At 64.6% G+C, this 20,264-nt stretch carries 20 protein-coding genes; 7 read left to right on the top strand and 13 right to left on the bottom strand.

Features of this window, described 5'->3' with window-relative positions; genetic code table 11:
- The first annotated feature begins 65 nt into the window (after nucleotides 1-65).
- Nucleotides 66-872: a DUF4198 domain-containing protein gene (locus tag VHN57_RS01015; RefSeq protein WP_278986092.1), complete on the top strand. Its 807-nt coding sequence runs from the start codon at nucleotides 66-68 to the stop codon at nucleotides 870-872.
- Between the two features lie 17 nt (nucleotides 873-889).
- The gene (locus VHN57_RS01010) at nucleotides 890-1,381 is read left to right on the top strand and encodes an EF-hand domain-containing protein (RefSeq protein ID WP_278986090.1); all 492 of its coding nucleotides are present in this window, start codon (nucleotides 890-892) and stop codon (nucleotides 1,379-1,381) included.
- Nucleotides 1,382-1,605: 224 nt separating this feature from the next.
- On the opposite strand, the gene VHN57_RS01005 is transcribed toward VHN57_RS01010, so the two are convergent.
- The gene (locus VHN57_RS01005) at nucleotides 1,606-1,884 is read right to left on the bottom strand and encodes a DUF2218 domain-containing protein (protein ID WP_004210943.1); all 279 of its coding nucleotides are present in this window, start codon (nucleotides 1,882-1,884) and stop codon (nucleotides 1,606-1,608) included.
- A 4-nt stretch (nucleotides 1,885-1,888) separates the two neighbouring features.
- Entirely contained in the window at nucleotides 1,889-2,572 is a 684-nt protein-coding gene (locus VHN57_RS01000) for a PadR family transcriptional regulator (RefSeq protein WP_278987826.1), read from the bottom strand.
- 295 nt (nucleotides 2,573-2,867) lie between these two features.
- Here VHN57_RS01000 and VHN57_RS00995 point away from each other — a divergent pair, with 295 nt between their 5' ends.
- A complete protein-coding gene (locus tag VHN57_RS00995) occupies nucleotides 2,868-5,057 on the top strand; it encodes a TonB-dependent receptor (protein ID WP_278987825.1) in 2,190 nt (729 codons plus the stop codon).
- Nucleotides 5,058-5,096: 39 nt separating this feature from the next.
- Here VHN57_RS00995 and VHN57_RS00990 read toward each other — a convergent pair whose 3' ends face one another.
- The 5 genes from VHN57_RS00990 to VHN57_RS00970 form a co-directional block, all read right to left on the bottom strand.
- Nucleotides 5,097-6,338, bottom strand: coding sequence for a threonine synthase (locus VHN57_RS00990; RefSeq protein WP_278987823.1), 1,242 nt, complete (start codon nucleotides 6,336-6,338; stop codon nucleotides 5,097-5,099).
- The gene (locus VHN57_RS00985) at nucleotides 6,335-7,339 is read right to left on the bottom strand and encodes a cobaltochelatase CobT-related protein (protein ID WP_423282360.1); all 1,005 of its coding nucleotides are present in this window, start codon (nucleotides 7,337-7,339) and stop codon (nucleotides 6,335-6,337) included. The genes VHN57_RS00990 and VHN57_RS00985 overlap by 4 nt, the downstream gene beginning before the upstream one ends.
- Nucleotides 7,336-7,899 carry a nucleotide exchange factor GrpE gene (grpE, locus tag VHN57_RS00980; RefSeq protein ID WP_278986718.1) on the bottom strand — a complete coding sequence of 188 codons (564 nt, stop codon included), beginning with the start codon at nucleotides 7,897-7,899 and terminating at the stop codon, nucleotides 7,336-7,338. The genes VHN57_RS00985 and grpE overlap by 4 nt, the downstream gene beginning before the upstream one ends.
- Complete coding sequence (gene hrcA / locus VHN57_RS00975) at nucleotides 7,896-8,939, bottom strand: heat-inducible transcriptional repressor HrcA (RefSeq protein WP_161733000.1); 1,044 nt, start codon at nucleotides 8,937-8,939, stop codon at nucleotides 7,896-7,898. The genes grpE and hrcA overlap by 4 nt, the downstream gene beginning before the upstream one ends.
- 351 nt (nucleotides 8,940-9,290) lie before the next feature.
- Nucleotides 9,291-10,574, bottom strand: a complete 1,284-nt coding sequence (locus VHN57_RS00970; RefSeq protein ID WP_278986721.1) for a hypothetical protein — start codon at nucleotides 10,572-10,574, stop codon at nucleotides 9,291-9,293.
- A 229-nt stretch (nucleotides 10,575-10,803) separates the two neighbouring features.
- Here VHN57_RS00970 and VHN57_RS00965 point away from each other — a divergent pair, with 229 nt between their 5' ends.
- A complete protein-coding gene (locus tag VHN57_RS00965; protein ID WP_125990357.1) occupies nucleotides 10,804-11,841 on the top strand; it encodes an IS110 family RNA-guided transposase in 1,038 nt (345 codons plus the stop codon).
- 613 nt (nucleotides 11,842-12,454) lie between these two features.
- On the opposite strand, the gene VHN57_RS00960 is transcribed toward VHN57_RS00965, so the two are convergent.
- On the bottom strand, nucleotides 12,455-12,991 hold the full coding sequence (locus VHN57_RS00960) for a DUF6438 domain-containing protein (RefSeq protein WP_278986722.1): 537 nt from the start codon (nucleotides 12,989-12,991) through the stop codon (nucleotides 12,455-12,457).
- Between the two features lie 96 nt (nucleotides 12,992-13,087).
- Between VHN57_RS00960 and rph the strand changes: the two genes are divergently transcribed.
- Nucleotides 13,088-13,804 (top strand): ribonuclease PH, encoded by a 717-nt coding sequence (gene rph, locus VHN57_RS00955; protein ID WP_004210935.1) that lies wholly within the window; start codon nucleotides 13,088-13,090, stop codon nucleotides 13,802-13,804.
- Nucleotides 13,805-13,900: 96 nt separating this feature from the next.
- The gene (gene rdgB, locus VHN57_RS00950) at nucleotides 13,901-14,530 is read left to right on the top strand and encodes an RdgB/HAM1 family non-canonical purine NTP pyrophosphatase (RefSeq protein WP_278986723.1); all 630 of its coding nucleotides are present in this window, start codon (nucleotides 13,901-13,903) and stop codon (nucleotides 14,528-14,530) included.
- A gap of 27 nt (nucleotides 14,531-14,557) precedes the next feature.
- Here the strand turns inward: rdgB and VHN57_RS00945 are convergent, their stop codons facing one another.
- From VHN57_RS00945 to VHN57_RS00935, 3 genes are all read right to left on the bottom strand, one after another.
- Nucleotides 14,558-15,178: a CAP domain-containing protein gene (locus VHN57_RS00945; RefSeq protein ID WP_278986724.1), complete on the bottom strand. Its 621-nt coding sequence runs from the start codon at nucleotides 15,176-15,178 to the stop codon at nucleotides 14,558-14,560.
- 134 nt (nucleotides 15,179-15,312) lie between these two features.
- Nucleotides 15,313-16,029: a hypothetical protein gene (locus VHN57_RS00940; protein WP_278986725.1), complete on the bottom strand. Its 717-nt coding sequence runs from the start codon at nucleotides 16,027-16,029 to the stop codon at nucleotides 15,313-15,315.
- A gap of 120 nt (nucleotides 16,030-16,149) precedes the next feature.
- Nucleotides 16,150-16,725, bottom strand: coding sequence for a CAP domain-containing protein (locus VHN57_RS00935; protein WP_010337592.1), 576 nt, complete (start codon nucleotides 16,723-16,725; stop codon nucleotides 16,150-16,152).
- A 52-nt stretch (nucleotides 16,726-16,777) separates the two neighbouring features.
- Here VHN57_RS00935 and hemW point away from each other — a divergent pair, with 52 nt between their 5' ends.
- Nucleotides 16,778-17,953, top strand: coding sequence for a radical SAM family heme chaperone HemW (hemW, locus tag VHN57_RS00930; protein ID WP_278986726.1), 1,176 nt, complete (start codon nucleotides 16,778-16,780; stop codon nucleotides 17,951-17,953).
- Nucleotides 17,954-17,960: 7 nt separating this feature from the next.
- Here hemW and VHN57_RS00925 read toward each other — a convergent pair whose 3' ends face one another.
- Complete coding sequence (locus VHN57_RS00925) at nucleotides 17,961-19,559, bottom strand: M56 family metallopeptidase (RefSeq protein ID WP_278986727.1); 1,599 nt, start codon at nucleotides 19,557-19,559, stop codon at nucleotides 17,961-17,963.
- Entirely contained in the window at nucleotides 19,556-19,924 is a 369-nt protein-coding gene (locus tag VHN57_RS00920; RefSeq protein ID WP_004210924.1) for a BlaI/MecI/CopY family transcriptional regulator, read from the bottom strand. Before VHN57_RS00920 ends, VHN57_RS00925 begins: the two co-directional genes overlap by 4 nt.
- Nucleotides 19,925-20,264: the final 340 nt, after the last annotated feature.

Below are 20,264 nucleotides of genomic sequence, written 5' to 3'. Positions count from 1 at the left end.
ATGCTATTGCAAGTGATTCTCACTATATATTATAGAGGAGCGTAACGAAACCAAGGGGAACCCCATTGTCCAACCATCGCCGCCCGGTGAACGCCCTGTTCGCCGCCGCCTTGCCTGTGCTGCTATTGGCCGGCGCCACCGCTGCCCAGGCGCATATGCCCTATGTGCTGCCGACCCTGTTCGACGCCGGAAAGGCCGATCATGTCACCGTCACCTCGGCCTTCGCCGAGGACGCCTTCGTCCCCGAAGTCGCGATGCGCGACGCCCCCTTCCACCTGGTCGCGCCGGACGGCAGCCAGGCGACGACCGGTCCGGTCACCTATCTGCGTGACCTGTCGGTGTTCGAGGCTGATCTGAAGGCGGACGGCACCTATCGCATCACCACCGGCCAGCGCGCCGGGCGCAAGGGCAAGATGTTCCGCGTCGGCGATGCCTGGGTGATGCGCGGCGAGGGCGGCGATCCCAAGCCCGGCACGCAGGAGGTCGAGGTGCAGAGCATGACGCTGGCCGACGCCTATGTCACCCGCGGCCAGACGACGCAGGCCGCGCTCAAGCCGGTCGGCACGGGCCTCGAAATCCAGCCGGTCACCCATCCCAACGCCATCGTGTCGGGCAGCGACGCCAGCTTCGTGCTGCTGTTCGACGGCAAGCCCCTGCCCGCCACGCAGGTCACCCTGTTCCGCAGCGCCGGCGTGCATGACGGCCGCAAGGTCGCGACCGAGACCAAGAGCGACGCACAGGGCCGCTTCAGCCTGAAGCCGGACGATGCCGGCACCTATCTGATCCTGGTCCGCCATCGCGGCGCCGCACCGGCCGGGTCGGAAACACCCTATCGCAGCTACACCTACACACTGGCGTTCGACGCCGCCTGATATTCCGGAGACACACCATGAACACCCGTTCCATCCTGATCGCCGCCGTCGTTGCCGCCGCCGGCACGCCCGCCTTCGCCGCCCCGCATGAAGGCGGCGCCTTCGTCCATGACTATGACAGCGACCATGACGGCCAGGTCACCCGCGCCGAATTCGACGCGGTGCGCGTCACCCGTTTCAAGGCGACCGATGCCAATGGCGATGGCTGGGTGTCGGAGGATGAATATGTCGGCGAATATGCCGCCCGCCTCGAAAAGCAGCTCGCGGAATCGAGCCTGACCGAAGAGAAGAAGACCGAGGAGCGCCAGCGCCAGATCCGCCAGGCCCATGTCCGCTTCAACGTCCTCGACAAGGACAAGGACGGCAAGATGGCCCAGGCCGAATATGACGCATCGGGCGCGCGTGCCTTTGCCGAGCAGGATGCCGACAGGGACGGTATCGTCACCGCCGCCGACGTGCAGGCGACCAACGCCCGCATGGCCGCCATGCGCGCCAAGAACGATAGCTGATACAAAGAAGGACCGGGGTTGCCGGTCCTCATGGAGCTTACCAGGGAAGGGGCCGGGCCGTGCAGACCCGGCCCCTTTCGCATGCGCACCCGCGCCCAAGTCACCGCCGTCATCCCGGACTTGATCCGGGATCCATTCAGCGCTTCCTTGCAGGTGTAGCGCCGAATGGATCCTGACTTTCGTCAGGATGACGGAAGATAGTCGAGCAGCCGGAAAGCCCTTCTTCAGGCCCAGTTGAAGGGCAAGGGCGCCTCGCGGAAGGCGAAGCGGTCAAGATGGTCGGCGACGACCTGCTTGAACTTCTCGACATCCGCGTCCGCATTGGGTTCCAGCACCACGGTCAGCAGCTCGGCATCGGCACTCAGGTGGATCGGCCCCATCGGAAAGGCGATCTCGCCCTTGTCCGCGTCGAAGCTGGTCTCGAACTTGTGGCTCCAATGCTTGCACAGCTGCTGCAGGTAACGGCTGCCATGGGTGGTCGGCACGGTGGCGGTCAGCGTCATGGGATCAGAGCCTTTCGATCTTGCTGGCGGCCTCGTCGATCAGGGCCGCGACGTCGAACATGGTTTGGGAATCGGCGCCTTCCTTTTCAAGCCGATGCTGGATCGCCACCCGCATATTCTGCAGCGCGCGGCGGACCGGCGCGGCATCATTACGTTCCGCCTTGCGGGCCAGATGCGCCAGCTTCTCCATCACCTCGACAACACCGGCCTCATGCTCGGCCAGATGGGCAGTGCCCGCCTCGGTGATGGCGAACAGCTTGCGACTGCCTTCACCGGGCTGTTCGGCGATCAGGTCCATGTCGGCCAGCAAGGTCAGGGTCGGATAGACGACGCCCGGACTGGGCGCATAGACAGACCCCGACAGGCTCTCGATCTCGCGGATCAGGTCATAGCCGTGACGCGGCGCATCGGCGATCAGCTTGAGCAGGATGAGCTTGAGCGCATCATTGCCGAACAGCCGCCGGCGCCCGCCGCCACGCCCGCCCCGGCCACCGCCGAAGGGACCGTCACCAAAACCGTCCTCACCGAACGGACCGCCCCGGCCACCTGCCCGACCACCGCCGAAACCGCGCCCGAACCCCTCGGGTCCAAAGCCGCCCGGTCCGAAGAAGCGGCCATGGCCGCGTCCACCATGATGGCCAAAGCCCCGCGGGTCGGCACTGCGCGGGTCGAAACCGCGATCGGCCATGACGTCATCCATGTGCCGGCCCGGCCGGCAACCCCGGCGCCCAGCGCCGCGATCGGAATGGGAAAAATGCATATTCTCTCTTTCAAAATGCTTCATGATGCATTGTGATATATCTTAAAAATCACCGACGTCAATACATGAGATATATCTTTATGCATCTTATGATAGAGACACCCACCAGAAACGCCGGAAAATCGGGCTTATCGCCTCATCGCATAAGCATTATGCAGAATGTGATTGTTCTTGCGATCGATTGTCGTTAGCAGCCCTGCCCAACATAGATCAGGGGATCGCGATGATGCGTCATATCGAAATTCGTCACTCTGCAATCGCGCTGGCGGCGCTGACCATCGCCCTCGCATCGCCAGCCATGGCGCAGCAGGCCGAGGCCGACGCTGACACCAAGAGCAGCGAATCGATCGTCGTCACGGCCGCCCGCTCAATCCTGCCGCCCAATGCGCTGCCGCTGACGATCGACCTGATCGACAAGCAGATGCTGGACCAGCAGATCGCGATTTCAGGCTCGGTCACCGATGCCATCTCCACCCTCACCCCCAGCTTCTCGCCCACGCGCGGCAAACTGTCGGGCGCGGGCGAAACGCTGCGCGGCCGCTCGCCGCTCTACGCCATCAACGGCATCCCGCAATCGACCCCGCTGCGCGACGGCAGCCGCGACGGCTTCACCATCGACGGCTTCTTCATCGACCGGGTCGAACTCATCTATGGCTCCAACGCGCTGCAGGGGATTGGCGGCACCGGCGGCATCGTCAACCAGGTGACGGTCGGCGCGCCCAAGCAGGAGGGCATCAGCGGCCGGGTGCTGCTGCAGGGATCGGCCAGCGACGATTTCGACGGCGACGGTTTTGGTGGCAAGGCGGCCGGACTGGTCCAGTATAAGGCCGGCGCTTTCGATGCCACGGTCGGCGCCTCCTATGAAAAGCGCGGCGCCTTCTACGACGCGCGCAACCGCCGCATCGGCATCAACATGACCCAGGGCGAGACCCAGGCGTCGCAGACCACCGACATCTTCGCGCGATTGGGCTATGCGGTCGGCGATACCGGCCGGCTGGACCTGATCCTCAATCGCTATGAGCTGAAGGGCGATGGCGATTATGTCCCGCTCGCCGGCAGCCGCGCCAACGGCCTCCCCACCACCGCAGTCAAGGGCGACGCCCCCGGCACGCCGGGATCGAACCGCACCGAAAGCGCGTCCCTCTCCTACACCGACAGCGATGTCGCCGGCGGCAACCTCGTCACCCAGCTTTTCTTCAACCGCAGCCGCGACATTTTCGGCGGCGAATTCGCCGCGATCGCGACCTTCCAGGATCCCGCCATCGCGACGCCCGGCACCCTGTTCGACCAGTCGCAGAACCGGTCGCGCAAGATCGGCGGCAAGATCAGCTATGAACGCGCCCTGCCCGGCTTCGAGGCGCTGACCACCACGGTCGGCCTCGACGTCCTGTTCGACAAGACGGAACAGCGATTGATGGTCACCGGCCGCACCTGGGTGCCGCCCAGCGACTTCCGTTCCATCGCGCCCTTCGCCCAGGCCAATCTCAAGATCGCCGACGGGCTGGTCCGCGTCGCCGGCGGCGTGCGCTGGGAAAATGTGCAGGTGAAGATCGACGATTTCCACACCCTCGCCTCCACCACCGCGCCCAATTATGGCGGCGTCGATGTCGCAGGCGGCAAGCCCAAATTCTCCGATGCGCTGCTGAACGGCGGCCTCATCTTCGAGCCGCTTGAAGGCATTCGGGCTTATGCCAGCTATGCCGAGGGCTTCACCATGCCCGATGTCGGCCGCGTCACCCGGTCAATCGGCGTCGCGGGCGTCGACCTCGACGATTATCTCGACATCAGCCCGATCGTCTCCAACAACCGCGAAATCGGGCTAGAGGTGAAGCGAGGCCCGATCGACGCCAGCGCCACCTATTTCTGGTCGTCCAGCGACAAGGGCCAGATATTGATCGCACAGGGTGACGGCATCTTCACCGTGCAGCGCCAGCGGGTCGAGATCGAAGGGCTGGAAATCAACCTGGGCGTGCAGACGCCGCTGCCGGGGCTCAAGCTCTCCACCGGCTATGCCCATCTCAAGGGCCGCTATGACAGCGACAGCGCCAATCCCGACGGCATCGTCGATACCGATCTGGACGGCACCAACATCTCGCCCGATCGCCTGAACGTCGCCGCAGACTATCGCCATGGCGCCATCTCGGCGCGGCTGCAGACCCAATATTATCTGTCGCGCAATTTCCATGGCAAGGCGAACCCGGACCGGCGCAACAATTTCGGCGGCTATGCGGTCACCGACGCCTATCTCCGCTACGACACCGCATCACTGGGCGGCGTCTATCTCAGCGTTCAAAATCTGTTCGATAAATTCTATATCGACTATAATAGCGACACGCGCCTGCCCAACGACAATCTGGCCTTCTTCGCCGGTCGCGGGCGGCTCTTCACCCTGGGCTGGGACTATCGCTTCTAACGGCGAATGGGCGGGTTCAGGCCCGCCCATCCCGCCTTTTCAGAGCGACGCGAAATCGATCGGCGCGTGCCGGTCGAGCGTGCGGCTCTGGTCTTCCAGCGGATATTTGAGGCCGCTGGCGCAGTTGAACAGCACCGCCCGCTCGTCGCGGCCGATCAGCCCTTCGTCCAGCGCGCGTTGATAGGCCGCCAGCGTCGCTCCGCCCTCGGGACAGAGCAGCAACCCGTCGTCGCGCGCCACGTCACGCACCGCCGCCGCGATCGCCGCGTCCGACACCGCCAGCGCCGCGCCGCCGCTTTCCCGTACCGCGCGCAGGATCAGGAAGTCACCCACCGCCTTGGGCACGCGAATGCCCATGGCGATGGTCTGCGCATCCTCCCAGCGTTCGGCAAATTCCACGCCCTGCTCGAAGGCGCGGACCATCGGCGCGCAGCCCTCGGCCTGCACCGCGAACATCTTGGGGCGCTTGGAGCCGATGAAGCCGATCTTCTCCAGCTCGTCGAACGCCTTCCACATGCCGATCAGGCCGGTGCCGCCGCCGGTGGGATAGAAGATCGCATCCGGCAATTCCCAGCCGAGCTGTTCGGCCAGTTCCAGCCCCATCGTCTTCTTGCCCTCGATCCGATAGGGCTCCTTCAGGGTCGAGAAATCGAACCAGCCCCGTTCCTTGACGCCCTGGCCGACAATCGCGCCGCAATCGTCGATATAGCCATTGACGCGATAGACGCGCGCACCCTGCGCCGCGATCTCGCGCACATTCACTTCGGGCGTATCGGCCGGGCAGAAGATCACCGATTCCATGCCCGCGACCGCCGCATAGGCGGCCAGCGCCGCGCCGGCATTGCCGTTGGTCGGCATCGCCACCTGGGTCACGCCCAGTTCCTTGGCCATGGAAACCGCCATCACCAGGCCCCGCGCCTTGAACGACGCGGTCGGCAACCGCCCCTCATCCTTGGCGAGCAGTTGCGCGCCGCCCAGCCGCTTGGCCGTGCGCGGCAGCGGGATCAGCGGCGTCGCATTTTCGCCCAGGCTGACGATGTTGCTGGTCTGCCGCACCGGCAGCAATTCGCGCCAGCGCCACAGGTCCATCGGCCGCGCGGCCAGTGCTTCCTTGGTCAGTGTGGCCCGCACGCCGTCCAGATCATAGCGCACCAAGAGCGGCTTGCCCGCCGCCGACAGCCCATGCAGCCGATCCGCCTCATAACGCTCGCCGGTCAGCGAACATTCGAGATGGGTGACAAAGGTCGGACGGTCGGTGGTGAGATTAAGGTCGTGGATCAATGCAAGTCCTTCGATGATCGTTGGTCTATGCTCAATAACTGGTCGATCATATCGACCATGGCCGTCGACAGATGGTCAAAGTCATCGACCGCAAATGCTGTGGGATAATAACGATCAACGGCATAACCGACGCCGATCGCACCCAGCAATATCGCACCATCCTGCAAGATCGATTCGATCATCGTCAGAAGGTGGCGCTCCAGATAAGATGAGCCATTATTGGCCAATGTCGCATCGTCAACCGGCGCGCCGTCGGACAGGACGAGGAGCAGCTTCTTGCGCTCAGGCCTGTGAAGCAGGGAATCGGCGGCCCATTCCAGCGCCTCTCCATCCACATTCTCACGCAACGCGTCGGGATGCAGCATCGCGCTCCAGTCAGCATCCTGCAGAGGCGCGTCGAAGGATTTGAAATCCATGCTCAGCAACGCGCAGAGCCGCCCCGGACGCTCCGGGCTTCCGACAGCTTCCCATTCGAACTTGGCCGCCCCGCCATGCCAACCCATGGTCGAGAAGCCCAAAAGGGCGACCGGCACATCAGCAGCATGCAGCGTGTTGCACAGCCATCGAACATGCGCCGCGACATGGATGATCGGGTCGCCACGCATCGATCCCGACATGTCGATCAGCAGCGTGAGTGCCCAGTCGTGTGGATGGCGTCGCACAATGTCGGCAAGCTGCCGGGCCGCCGCAACAGCCGGCATTTCGGATGCGATCGTCTGCGCTGCCGCAACCTGCGCCTGCCATGCCATGTCGCCGATCGTCGCCCAGCCGCGCGCCCGATCGCTCGTCGCGCCACCCATCAGGGCCGCTAGGTCACGCCCTCGGACCCGCTGATCATGGTCGCGCGTGAAGACCCGATAGGCCGTGCCACTAGGTTCATCTTCAACCAGGGCAGGGCCATGCTGACGACGCCTGCCGGCTGCCCAATAGACCCAAAGCACCAAGGAGACCGGGATCAGGGCAAAAAGAAAGCGGGCGAAATCGCCCGCTTGCTCATTCACTCCGGCTTCTTCGCCACGCTGACCATGGCGGGGCGCAGCAAGCGGTCCTTGATGCTGTAGCCGGCCTGCATTTCCACCAGCACAGTGCCCGGCTCGGCGTCCGCCGACGGCAGTTCCATCACCGCCTGATGCTTGTTCGGGTCAAGCTGCTGGCCGACCGATTCGATCTTGGTGATGCCGTTGCGGCCGAACACGGCCTCCAGCTCGCGGCCGGTGGCTTCCAGGCCGGTCACCAGCCCCTTGAACTTATCGTCCTCGCGCAGCTCAGCGGGGATGGCGGCCAGCGCCCGGCCCAGATTGTCGGCCACCGACAGCATGTCGCGGGCAAAACTGGTCGCGGCATAGGCGCGCGCGTCGGCCAGTTCCTTCTCCAGCCGGCGCCGCACATTCTGCGTGTCGGCATGGGCGTAGAGAATGTCCTGCTTGGCCGTTTCCAGCTCGGCTTCCAGCGCTGCGATACGCTCGGCATTGGCGTTTTCAGGGGCGTCCACGGGGGTCTCCTCCTCGGGCAGCTGGTCCAGGGTTTCGGTATTTTCGATAGTCTGCTTGTCTTCGCTCATCTCATCAATCTCGACAGCGTCTGTGCGGTGAAATCCACCATGGGGATCACTCGGGCATAGTTCAAGCGCGTGGGGCCGATCACGCCGACCACGCCGACGACCCGGCCGTCCCCGCCGCGATAGGGGGCGGCTATGACCGATGAACCCGAAAGGGAAAAGAGCTTGTTTTCCGAACCGATGAAGATTTTGGTCGCGCTGCCCGCCAGCGCGCTCTCCAGCAGGCGCGAAATCTCCTGCTTGCCCTCCAGCTGCTCCAGCAATTGCCGCACCCGGTCGAGGTCGGCGGCGGTGCCATCGTCGATCAGATGCGCCTGCCCCCGCACGATCAGCACGGGCCTGTCATCGGCATCATGGCTCCAGATCGCGATGCCGCGCGTCACCAGTTCGCGCGCGGCGCCCTCCAGCGTGGAGCGCTCCTGCTCCATCTCGCGGGCCAAGAGGTCGCCGGCCTGGCGCAGGGTCAGCCCGCCAAAGCGCGCCGACATGAAATTGGCCGCCTCGTTCAGCATCGATGGCGTCACCCCGCGCGGCAGGTCGAGCACCCGATTCTCGATCGATCCATCCTGACCGACCAGCACGGCCAGCGCCTGCCGGTCATTCAGCGGCACGAAGCCGAACTGGCGCAACACCGGCTCGCGCCGGGGCACCATGACGATGCCGGCACAGGCGGAAAGCCCCGACAGCGTCGCCGTCGCCGCCGACAGCGCCTCCTCGATCGGCCCGCCCTCGGCCAGCCCCGCCTCGATCGCGCGGCGCTCTTCGGCCGATGGCTCGGCCGCCTGCATCATCCCGTCGACGAACAGCCGCAGCCCGGTCTCGGTCGGCATCCGCCCGGCAGAGGTATGCGGCGCGGCGAGCAGGCCCAGTTCCTCCAGATCCTGCATCACATTGCGGATCGAGGCGGCCGAGAGGCTCAGCCCCATCTTGCTGATCGTGCGCGACCCCACCGGCAACCCGGTGCCCAGATAGCTGTCCACCACCATGCGAAACACGTCGCGCGCGCGGTCATTCAGTTCAGCGATGGAGGCAGTGGCGGCCATGGCGATGATGTAGGCGGCTTTGAGCGCCGGCTCAACGGGGGAGATTGGCCATTTCCCTACCCGTCATGCCGGGCCTGACCCGGCATCCCGCTTTTCTTGGTTCAAGCAGGAAAGCAGCGGGAAGCTGCAACTCGAAGCCGAGGTGGTGATGCGCGCAAATGGCCGATAGGCGACTGTCGCGTTTCGAGCGGAGATACAAAGATAGCTGTCGTTCGCGTGGCGTTGGATCGCTACCAGACACAGCCGCTCAGGTTCTTACCGGCGAACGTCCGATCTCGACGGAGCACGAAGTTGGCGATCCGATCGAGCGCGCCACCCAGACCGCGCGGGCGAGGCGAGGATCAGTCGTCGTCAGGCCCCATTGAAAGAGCCGACGGCGGTGCCCCAGAGCGTCGGCAGGAAGTTGGGCATCACGGTCCAGCGTCCATCGGGCGCGCCGCGCACGCGCACCTCGAATTTCTCGTCATTGTAGATCAGCCTCATCACCTGCGTGCCCGACCAGGGGCTGTCGTTGAGGATGCCCTCCATCGCGACGTCAACTTCGCTGATCGCCGGTGCCTCGTCGCGCATGCCGGTGATGGTCCAGCTTGTGAGCTTGAGGTCACCAAGCTCCTCCCGATGACGACCGGCCCGGTAGCCGATCGAACGGAGTGGATAGTCGATCGTCATCTGCGCGAGCGTCCCGAAGTTGCGAGCCACGATCGCATCGAGATAGCTGACCGCCGCCGCTTCTGAGCTTTCGGCCTCAAAGTTGTGCGGCTCGCCAAGCGCCGCCAGCGTTTGTCCGGAGATTGCCTGACGAGCCTTCCACGCTTCGATTCTGCGCTTGGTATCCTGCGTCGCGGAAACGGTGGCAGCTAATTCCGACCAAGATGGCTGACGTTGATCCTTAGCTGCTTTGGCGATGCGTGTCTCCTCGTCTTCGCGCCGATCAAAATAGTCGATCATCGTCTGGAGCAGATTGACCGTCTTCGCCGCCACCAGAGCGTTCCCAAAATTAGGATTAAGGCCGTGTAGGATGCCGTGACGATAGGGGCTGTCGATGGCATCGGTATCGAGTTTACGACGCGTGGCGCCGAGAATTGCAAGCCCGCCGGAGAGCCCGCCCGGGCCGGTCGTCTCGGTGTCGAAAACAGGCGCATCGGCGCCACCCGAGAATGGATGCTTGCCCGTTTTTGTGGTGCAGATGCCGTCGATGATGATCAGCAGCAGCGGGACCGCCGACAGATAATCCTGTGCAAGCAGCCGCTCGACAGCGCGCTCGTAGATATCGTGCCACGCCTCGAACCGGCTGGTGTTGAATCGATATCCCAGGAACGAGAGGATATCGGCATCGAGGTGGTGCACCACCAAGCCCTGATCTGCGAGGTCATCGTCGCTTTCGGCAACCGCAACCCGCACCGCCTCGACCGAAAGGCGATCGAAGATTGTCCAGCCGCGCGGGCCGAAACGCACCGCGAACTTCTGCCGGTCTTCCTTCATGCGTTCGACATCAGCGAACTGCTTTTCGAGCTCTCTAGCTTGACGGCGAACATCACCATTGAACAGCCCAAGCAGTCCGATAAGGGGTCGCATTTGCTGATACTGTCGGGTGACGTGCTCACCGATAGGTAGCGGGGTGTCTTCATCGGCCATAAGTGTAAAATGGACCGCAAACGATCAGAAGCAAGCGCTAAGGCAAAGAGGCTTGCGCAAACGATGTCGTTCGTTTCTGACAGTAGCGGCCATTCGCCCCACCGTTCTGGAACGGCAGAATTGTCCCAGTTGTGGTTATAAGCGGATAGGGTGGATGGCTCCCGCTCACGGCATCTAGGTGCCAAGATGGTTTGCTGTCAGGCAAACCCGAGCAAAGGAACCATCCGCCATGGAGATTACCACGATCGGCCTGGATGTGGCCAAGAATGTTTTCCAGGTTCACGGCATAGACGCAGCAGGCAAGGTCGTTGTCCGCAAAGCGTTGCGCCGAGCCCAGTTGCTCCCGTTCTTCAGGAAGTTGTCGCCATGCTTGGTCGGAATCGAGGCCTGCGGCACCTCCCATCACTGGGCGCGCGAGTTGATCGGGTTGGGTCACGAGGTGCGTCTGATGCCACCGGCCTACGTCAAACCCTATGTTAAACGCGGTAAGAATGACGCTGTCGATGCCGAGGCGATCTGCGAGGCGGTCACGCGCCCGACGATGCGGTTTGTCGCTGTGAAATCGCGCGAGCAGCAATCCGCGCTGTCACTGCATCGCGCCCGAAGCTTGCTGGTGGGGCAGCGCACGCAGCTGGTGAACATGATGCGCAGTATGTTGGCGGAGTTCGGGATCGCCATTCCGGAAGGCCTTGAGAAGGCGCTTTCTATGGCAAGGCAGATTGTTGAGGGAGAAGTCGATACAGGCCTTCCCGTGGAGGCAACAATGGTGGTTGCCATGCTGTCGCAGCAAGTGATCGACACACATGTCCGGCTCCGGGAAATCGACAAGAGCCTTGGCGCCTTGCAACGTAGTGACGACCTCGCACGACGCCTGTCCACCATCCCCGGCATTGGACCTGTTGGCGCGACGGCTTTTGCTGCGTCGGTAACCGATCCCCATCAGTTCCGGTCGGGGCGTCAGTTTGCAGCCTGGCTGGGTCTGACACCGCTGCAGAAGTCGAGCGGGGGCAAGGATCGTCTCGGTCGTATCACCAAGATGGGCGACAAGTATCTGCGCAAGTTGCTCGTCATCGGCGCAACCGCATTGGTCCGATATGCCAAATACAAACCCGACACTGCCGATCCGCGCCTTCTCGCGTGGCTGGCGAAGAAGCCGGTCAGGGTCGCGACGGTGGCCATGGCCAACAAGATGGCCAGGGTCATCTGGGCGCTCATGACGCGCGGGGAAACCTATCAGGCACGCCATAACCCAATGCTGGCGGGCTGACATCTAAGAGCTCAAGCTGAGGAGATCAGCTTCACGATGTTGTAAGCGCGATGCGATGTGATGGCGATACCGGTCAGACCGGGAACCAGGACAACCCATGGACTGTCAGAGGCGTTATAGCCTGTTAAGCCGATTGGGACCTGGTTTGCGGACCCCATCAGGGCCAGCAGTCCCTCCCGACTGCAACAGTAGGCCGGACAGACGACTGCAACCGACCGAACGTCAAAACATCAATTTGTACTTGCAACGCGGGAGCCATCCACAGAGGACTGACCGCTCATCGGTGCGCCATTTTCTCAATTGAACGGCTTGGATGGGCGCATCCCCGCCTCCCTTTCCTATTCGCCGATCTTCTGATCTATGCTGTGCGATGGAACCGAGCGCCTCTGCCGTCCCCTTCACACCCCCGCCCAACGCCCAAAACCGTCGCGTCGCTGTCGTTTCCCTGTCGCCTCACTGTCGCGTCAGAGGCGCGCGACTGTCGCGTCGGCGTGACCCGCGTGTCGCGTGGCTGACGCTTCGCTGGCGCGTGACAGGCGCAATTCGCCGGAATCGACGCAATTTAGCCCTGCGACACTGTGAACTTCGGGCTGTCGCGTCGCGGGGCGGTGGTTCAGCTTGCCGGCTTGGGCTTCAGCATCGGTTCGATGCCCAGCGTCTTGGGTATCCCGCCGATCGTCGTGCGGAGTTTCGCATAGCGGCTGTCCATGCAGCCGGACTGGAAATCGAGCCGGGTCGGTTTCGCGCCCTTGCCCCCGCCCTTACCACCACCACGCGTCCATTCGATCGTGTAGCTCGGCATGTCGGTGGCGAAGCGGGTGCAATTCTCGCCCTGGGCGATGCGCTTTGCCGTGCCGGTCGCCGGCTTCCACGGGGCAAGGCCCGTGCGCAGCTGGCGATATTGCGCGGCGCTGACGGTGAAGCGGGTCGGACCGGGGACGGAGGTGAAGCGCTCGGGCTCCAGCAGGCCCGAGCCATCGGGCGTCACCGTGAGCCTATAGGCGGGACAGGCGCCGAAGCAGCGGCCGGCGGTGAAGCGGATCGTGTCGCCGGCGGCCGTCGGCGGCTCCAGCTCCACCTTCTCCCGGTCGGTCACGCATCCCGCCAGCGCCAACATCGCAACCGGCCCCATCATCATCGCTCTCTTCATGGCGCCCCTCTTATCGCAACTTTTGGCGCTTGGCACTGGCATGCAGCGCAGCCGAGCGCTAAGGCCCGCCACCTGACCGCTTCGGAGTAGAATATTATGCGTCCTTCCGGCCGCGCGCCCGACCAGATGCGCGACATCACCATGGAACCCGGCTTCACCATCCATGCCGAAGGCTCGTGCCTCGTCAGCTTCGGTGACACCCGTGTCCTCTGCACCGCCTCGATCGAGGAAAAGGTGCCCCCCTTCCTGCGCGGCAAGGGATCGGGCTGGGTCACGGCCGAATATGGCATGCTGCCCCGCGCCACCCACACCCGCGGCAGCCGTGAAGCGGCCAAGGGCAAGCAATCGGGCCGCACCCAGGAAATCCAGCGCCTGATCGGCCGCTCGCTGCGCACCGTCGTGGACCTCAAGAAGCTGGGCGAGCGCCAGATCGTGATCGACTGCGACGTGATCCAGGCCGATGGCGGCACCCGCACCGCCGCCATCTCGGGCAGCTGGGTTGCGCTGCGCATCGCCGTCGACAAGCTGCTCGCCTCGGGCGCGCTCAGCGAAGACCCGATCATCCAGAAGGTCGCGGCGATCAGCTGCGGCATCTATGAAGGCACGCCAGTGCTCGACCTCGACTATGCCGAGGACAGCAATGCCGAGACCGACGCCAACCTGATCCTGACCGGCGACGGCAAGTTCGCCGAAGTGCAGGCCACGGCCGAGGGTGCGGCCTATGACGAGGAAGAGCTGCTTCGCCTGCTCCGCCTCGCCCGCATCGGCTGCGCCAAGATCTTCGCCGCGCAGGATGTGGCGACGGGTCGGTAATTGAAATCCGTTCGCTTCGAGCGAAGTCGAGAAGCAGATAGCGCATTCGTGCGTTTCTCGACTACGCTCGAAACGAACGACACAGGGTAGAGCCAGATGAGCGACGACTATGGACAGGAACAGGCGATCCGCAAGCTGAAGCCCGGCAAGCTGGTGATCGCCAGCCACAATGCCGGCAAGGTGCGGGAAATCGCCGCCCTGCTCGGCCCCTACGGCATCGAGCCGATCTCCGCCGCGTCGCTCGACCTGCCCGAGCCGGACGAGACCGGCACCACCTTCATCGCCAATGCCGAGCTGAAGGCGATGCAGGCGGCCGACCTCTCCGGCCTGCCTGCGCTCGCCGACGACAGTGGCCTGTGCGTCGAGGCGCTGAACGGCGATCCGGGCCTCTTCTCCGCCCGCTGGGCCGGGCCGGAAAAGGACTTCGGCATGGCGATGCAGAAAGTGTGGGACGGGGTGCAGGCCAAGGGGCCGGATGCCGGCCATGGCGCCCATTTCATCTGTGCCCTCGCCCTCGCCTGGCCCGACGGCCATGTCGAGGCGTTCGAGGGCCGGGTCGACGGCCTGCTGGTCTGGCCGCCGCGCGGGGCAAATGGCTTTGGCTATGACGCGATGTTCCAGCCGCTCGGCCACGACATCAGCTTCGGCGAGATGGCCCCGGACGCCAAGCACGCGATGAGCCACCGCGCCGACGCCTTCGCCCAGTTGGTGAAAGCGGTGATCTGATCGGATGGGGGGCGGTCCCGGCCGCCCCTATTCCTCGCCGCCCGCCAGCACCGGCGCCGCATCCAGCGGCCCCATGCCGAACATGTTGCCGGCGGGATAATAGCGGCAGACGAGATAGTCGAAGCTGCGGCCCTCGGCCAGCGCGCAGCCGACCGACCGGGTGCCGCGCCAGATGATCTGGGTATAATGGGCGACATCCTGCCAGCGGCCGGTGGTGCTGAAATTGGGCATCTTGCCCGCCCGACGGAAATAGCGCCGTTCATTGAGGAACGCGCCGACCATCACCTCATAATCATAGAGGCCCCGGCTCCCCATCCACAGATTTTCGCCGCTCGGCACCGCGCGGGTCGCGCGCGGGCTGTGGGCGAAGATGTTGGTCCGTGCCATCTGCCGTGCATAGCGCGCCGCATCCGCCGCCAGCGTCCGGTCCCAGGCGAGCGGGGTCAGGCCCCAGCGACTGCGCTCGTCATTATGCATGCCCAGGACCACGTCCTGCAGCAGCCCATCGTCGCGATCGGCCTCTTCCATTCCATATTGTTCGGCCGGGCTGAGCGCGCGCCGCGCAGGCGCAGCCTCTCCCTTGCCACCGAAAATCCCCAGCATCATGGCGGCCGTCGCAACGGCCAGCCCCCATTTCCACCCGCGCATCGTCTTTATTCTTTCGACCCGATAGCCCGCGCTTCTCCCCCGGCCCGGCCGGTTCGGAACGCGATGCTGCGGCTAAACGCCCGATCGTGTGAAGCAGGGATGAATAGTCCGGTACAGGCGATCGCCTGTCCACGTCACTCCGACGAAACGGGTCGCAGCTTCGCCGAATCGATATGCCAGCGCCGCTGCGCGGCCGATGCCCCGTCGACATCATTGACGCGCCGCACGACATAGGTGCCGGCAAAATGCTGGCGCGTGCCATCCGTCAGCTCCGCGTCGATCGTCACCGGCACCGGCTGGTAGACGGAGCCGGCGCCCGCATCGCCAGGCGTCATCCGGCCGATCGTCACATGGGTCGTGCGGGTGGCGGCAAAGCCGGCCTGGAATTTTTCCATCGTTTGCCCTGCCGGCCCATTCTCGCCCCACTGGCTCCAGGCGGTGCCATAGTCGCGCGCGTTGATCGCCGCATAATAACGCTGCACTACGGCCGCCGCGGCCGCCATGCTCTTGGGTTCGGGCGCGCATCCCGCCATCGGCTCGCCCTGGCCATCGAACAGGGCGCAACTGCGCGCGATCTCGTCCTCGATCATCGCGCAGCTATTGGCGGCATTGCAGGGCGGATGGGTGGCGGGCGAAACGCTGATGCACAGCTTCACGCGGCGCTCGGCCGCTGCGGCGCCGATCTCGGCGGTGCAGGACAGGGGCGACAGGTCGGCCTGGGTGGATCGGGGGGCCGGTGCCTTGTCCGGCTGGGCGGCGTTGGCGGAGGCGTTTTCGGGCGCAGCGCCCTGATTATCGGGCGTCGGGGACGGTGAACCGCACGCAGCCAGAGCCAGCAGCGCGATCGTCATGCTGATACAGGCCCATGGCCTTGTTCTTGAAACGGGCTGCATTTTTCCTCCCCCCTTTTGCCGACTGCGCTTCAAGGCATAATCGACAGAGAGGAAAAATGATCCGCCTGGGAAACGCCTTCAGCCCTGCCAGCCGCCAAAGTCGCGATCGAACGGGCTCATGCCATACACATTGCCGGCCGGATAATAGCGGCAGACCAGATAATCATATTGGGCGCCTTCGCCCAGCGCGCAACCGACCCGACGGGTGCCGCGCCAGATCATCTGGGTATAGTGGCCGACATCTTCCCAATTGCCGGTCGTGCTGACGTCGGGGAAGCGGGCCTTGAACACGAAGGCGCGGCGTTCGTCCATGAAGGCGTCGAGCATGGCGGTATAGCCATAGGCCCGGTGCGTCCCCATCCACAGATTTTCGCCGATTTCCTCGTCGCGCTCGCCGCCATGCGAATGGCGGAACTGGTTGGTATGCACCATCTGGCGCGCATAGCCGGCCGCATCGGCCGCCAGGCGATCGTCCCAGGCCAGCGCGGGCACGCCCAACGACTGGCGCTCGCGATTATGCACGTCCATCACCACCTGGCGCAGCATCGCGTCGGAACGCGGCGCCGGCTGGATATTATAATAATTCCACACGTCGCGATTGACCGAAGCCGATGCCGGTGCGACCGCCCCTGCGATCATCCCGCCGAAAAGCATCAGTGCAGCCGCTAGCGGGCCGCGCTGAACGCGTCTAAAGATATGTCCACTCATGTCACCCGAAGTCCTTCTCGCCCCACCGGCTTTCACCGAGGCTCTTGGCCTATATGTTCATTGGCCATTTTGTGTTTCGAAGTGTCCTTACTGCGATTTTAACAGTCATGTGCGCGACCGGATCGACGCCGATGCGTGGCAGGCTGCGCTGCTCGCCGACCTTGCCCATGAAGCGGAAAAAACCGGCCGGCGACCGCTCCGTTCGATCTTCTTTGGCGGTGGCACGCCGTCGCTGATGCCGCCCCGCATCGCCGCTTCCCTGATCGAGGCGGCGGAAAGACATTGGGGCTTTTCCAACGACATAGAGATCACGCTTGAGGCCAACCCGAACTCGGTGGAAGCCGCGCGTTTCGGCGATCTCGCGGCCGCCGGGATCAACCGTGTGTCGCTCGGCCTGCAGGCGCTCGACAATGAGGCGCTGGCCTTCCTGGGGCGTGCCCATGACGTCGATGAGGGGCTGGGCGCACTCGACACGGCTCGTCGCATTTTTGACCGGGTGAGCTTCGATCTCATCTACGCGCGCCCCAGCCAGAGCGAATCGGACTGGGAAGCGGAGCTGGCGCGCGCCCTCTCCTTCGGCACCGGCCATTTGTCGCTCTATCAGTTAACGATCGAGCCGGGCACGCGCTTCGCCACGCTCGCCGCGCAGGGCAAGCTGACACCGGTCGACCCGGATCATGGCGCCACCCTTTATGAGCTGACCCAGGCGATGACCGCGCAGGCCGGCATCCCTTCCTACGAGATCAGCAACCATGCCCGGCCGGGGCAGGAAAGCCGCCACAACCTCATCTACTGGCGCTATGGCGACTATGTCGGCATCGGCCCCGGCGCCCATGGCCGCCGCGGCGGCATGGCGACATTGCGCCACAAGAAGCCGGAAAACTGGATGGGCGCGGTCGATCGCAACGGCAACGGTCTGCAACAGGAAGTGCCGCTGCAGGCCGAGGACAAGGCGCGCGAGGCGCTGCTGATGGGATTGCGTCTGGGCGAAGGGGTCGATCTGGCCCGGATCGCCGGCCTCTCGGGCCTGCCGATCGACGCGCTGGTGGATGATCGGGCGGTCGACCGGATGAATGATCTGGGGCTGGTCTGGCGAACCGGCAACCGGCTTCAGGTCAGCCCGGCGGGCATGTTGCTGCTGGACGCCATCCTGCCCGAAGTGGTGGCGGTCTAAAAAAGCCTCAGTCCGGATTGCGATCGAGGTCGGCCAGTTCCTGGTCGATGTCGCGCAGTGCCTCGGCCCGATCGCTTTCCGGCATGCGGCTGGCGGCGATCTGGGCACGGGCGGCGGTCAGCCCGGCGCGCGCGGCATTGCGCCCCGCCCGTTCGGCATTGCGGGACATGCGCTCGGCATCGCGAGCGTTCAGCATGGCGATCCGCTCCGCCTTGCGGGCCTGCGCCTCGATCGCCCGCTCGCAGATGCGCACCCGGATGTTGCGGCGGCCATTGGCATCGACAAATTCGCGATGGCTGGTGACCTTGTCACCCTCGCAGCCTTCGCGCACGTCGACCACCGGCACCATGCGGGCAATCTCCGCCTCGGTCGGGATGCGATGGGTTTCGACCCGGCCATTGGCATGGGTGACGATCACCCGGCCCGGCTCGCTGCGCACCGTCACCGGCGGCACGGGCGGGACCGGCGGAACCGGGGGCACGATGTCGGCGGCCGGAACCGGCGGCACGGGCGCTGCGGGCGGCACGCGATCGGCATGGGCGACCGGCGCAGGCGCTGCCGCCGGCATGGGCGCGGCGGCGGGAACCGGCGCGGCCTGCGGCAGGGCCTCCCGCGCCGATACAGGCTGCGACACCAGGTTGGTCAGCCTGGCGAAATCGGCCTGATCGACCTTGTCGGTGATCGCCGCCATCTGCTGCGCGGCGCGGCTGCCCGATGCAGTAAGGGCCAGGCCCGTGGCAACGACCATGGCGACGGCGGCCATGCCCCAGCTGATGCGCTTCAACGATGTTTCATGGCTCGAAAGCATTTTCAGCCTCCCCTTGAGCGTGGTGATGCGGGTGAGATGGCAGGCGCCGGCGAATTGGCGACCACCGGCGGCCTTCAATATGGCACGGCCATAGGCATGGGCCTGATCCTGGCCGTAGAGCGAGAGGACGCGCGCGTCGCAGGCGGTTTCCTGATCGGCGCGATAGGCGCGATAGGCGATCCAGGCGACCGGATTGCACCAGTGCAACGCCAGCAGCAGCAGCGCGACCATGTTGGCGGCCAGATCGCCGCGCTCATGATGGGCGCGTTCATGGGCGATCGCCATATCCTGCTCCTGCGCGTCATAGCGCAGCCCGAAATCGGCCGGCAGGACAATATAGGGCCGGAAAATACCGAAGGCGAGCGGCCCCGATGCCTGCGGACTGGTGATCAGGCGAATGCGCCCTTCCTCGCCCAGCGGCGTCGATCCGGCCAATATGTCGCGGCGAAACCGGGCATAGCCGATCGCCTGCACGACCAGGAACAGGACGACGCCCAGCGCCCACAGGCCAATCGCCATTTCCAGCCAGGGGATGCTTGTCGCTGCGGCCTGTGCCGCGGGCGAAGGCGCGATCTCCAGCAGCGCCGGCAGGCCCGCCTGGTCCACGACATTATGCAGCGGCGAAGGCGCGGCAACCTCGCGCGGAAGCGTTGGCAACAGCATGCGGGCCAGCGGCAGCAGCCACAGCCAATAGGCCGCCCCCGCCCCCAGCCAGCGCGCCACCGGGCGTCGCAACATCATCACCATCGCCATCAGCAGGGTCGTGGCGATCAGCGTTTCGGCCATCCAGACGCTCATGATTTCAACCCCTTCAGGATTTCCTCAAGCTCCGCGATATCATCCGCGCTCAACTGATCCTGGCTCGCCAGCTGGGCGACCAGGGGAGAGATGCGACCGCCGAACAGGCGATTGACCAGCCGTCCGGACTCGCTCGCCACATAATCTTCGCGCGCCACCAGCGGGCGATAGAGGAAGCGGCGGCCATCCTGATCGGCGGCGATCACTTCCTTGGCCATCAACCGCGACAGCAAGGTCTTGACCGTCTGCAGGCTCCAGTCGCGTTCGGCGGTGACGCGATCGGCGACGTCATTGGCGGTTGCCGGCGCCTGTTCCCACAGCGCTTCCATCACCACCAGTTCCGCTTCGCTGATCTTCTCGCTCACTGCCTGATCCCGACCCTGTTCCGACTCTCCAACTACACATGTAGTCGCATCGATTACGGATGTAGTCAATCAGGAAAGCGGCTCGGCCCAAATGGCTTTTCGACGGAAGTGTCGGGCGACCTTACAAACGACAGCGGACGACTGGCGGCGTTAACCCTTGAACCATGCACGAATGCGTGGCTTTCCACTTCTGGCACGCCGGATGCTTCTCTTCCCACATACCCACCGTTCAACTACCGGGGGATGCCGGCACGGTCTCCGCAGGCATCCCCCACCCGGTGGCCGTTCCCGAAGCTTTCACAGACCTAATCGTCAGCCGGGCTTGCAGCACATTGAACCG

The sequence above is a fragment of the Sphingobium salicis subsp. salicis genome (assembly GCF_049472635.1).
Lineage (GTDB): Bacteria > Pseudomonadota > Alphaproteobacteria > Sphingomonadales > Sphingomonadaceae > Sphingobium > Sphingobium yanoikuyae_A.
The sequence above is the reverse complement of the archived record's forward strand: the minus strand, read 5'-3'. Positions and strand labels throughout refer to the sequence as shown.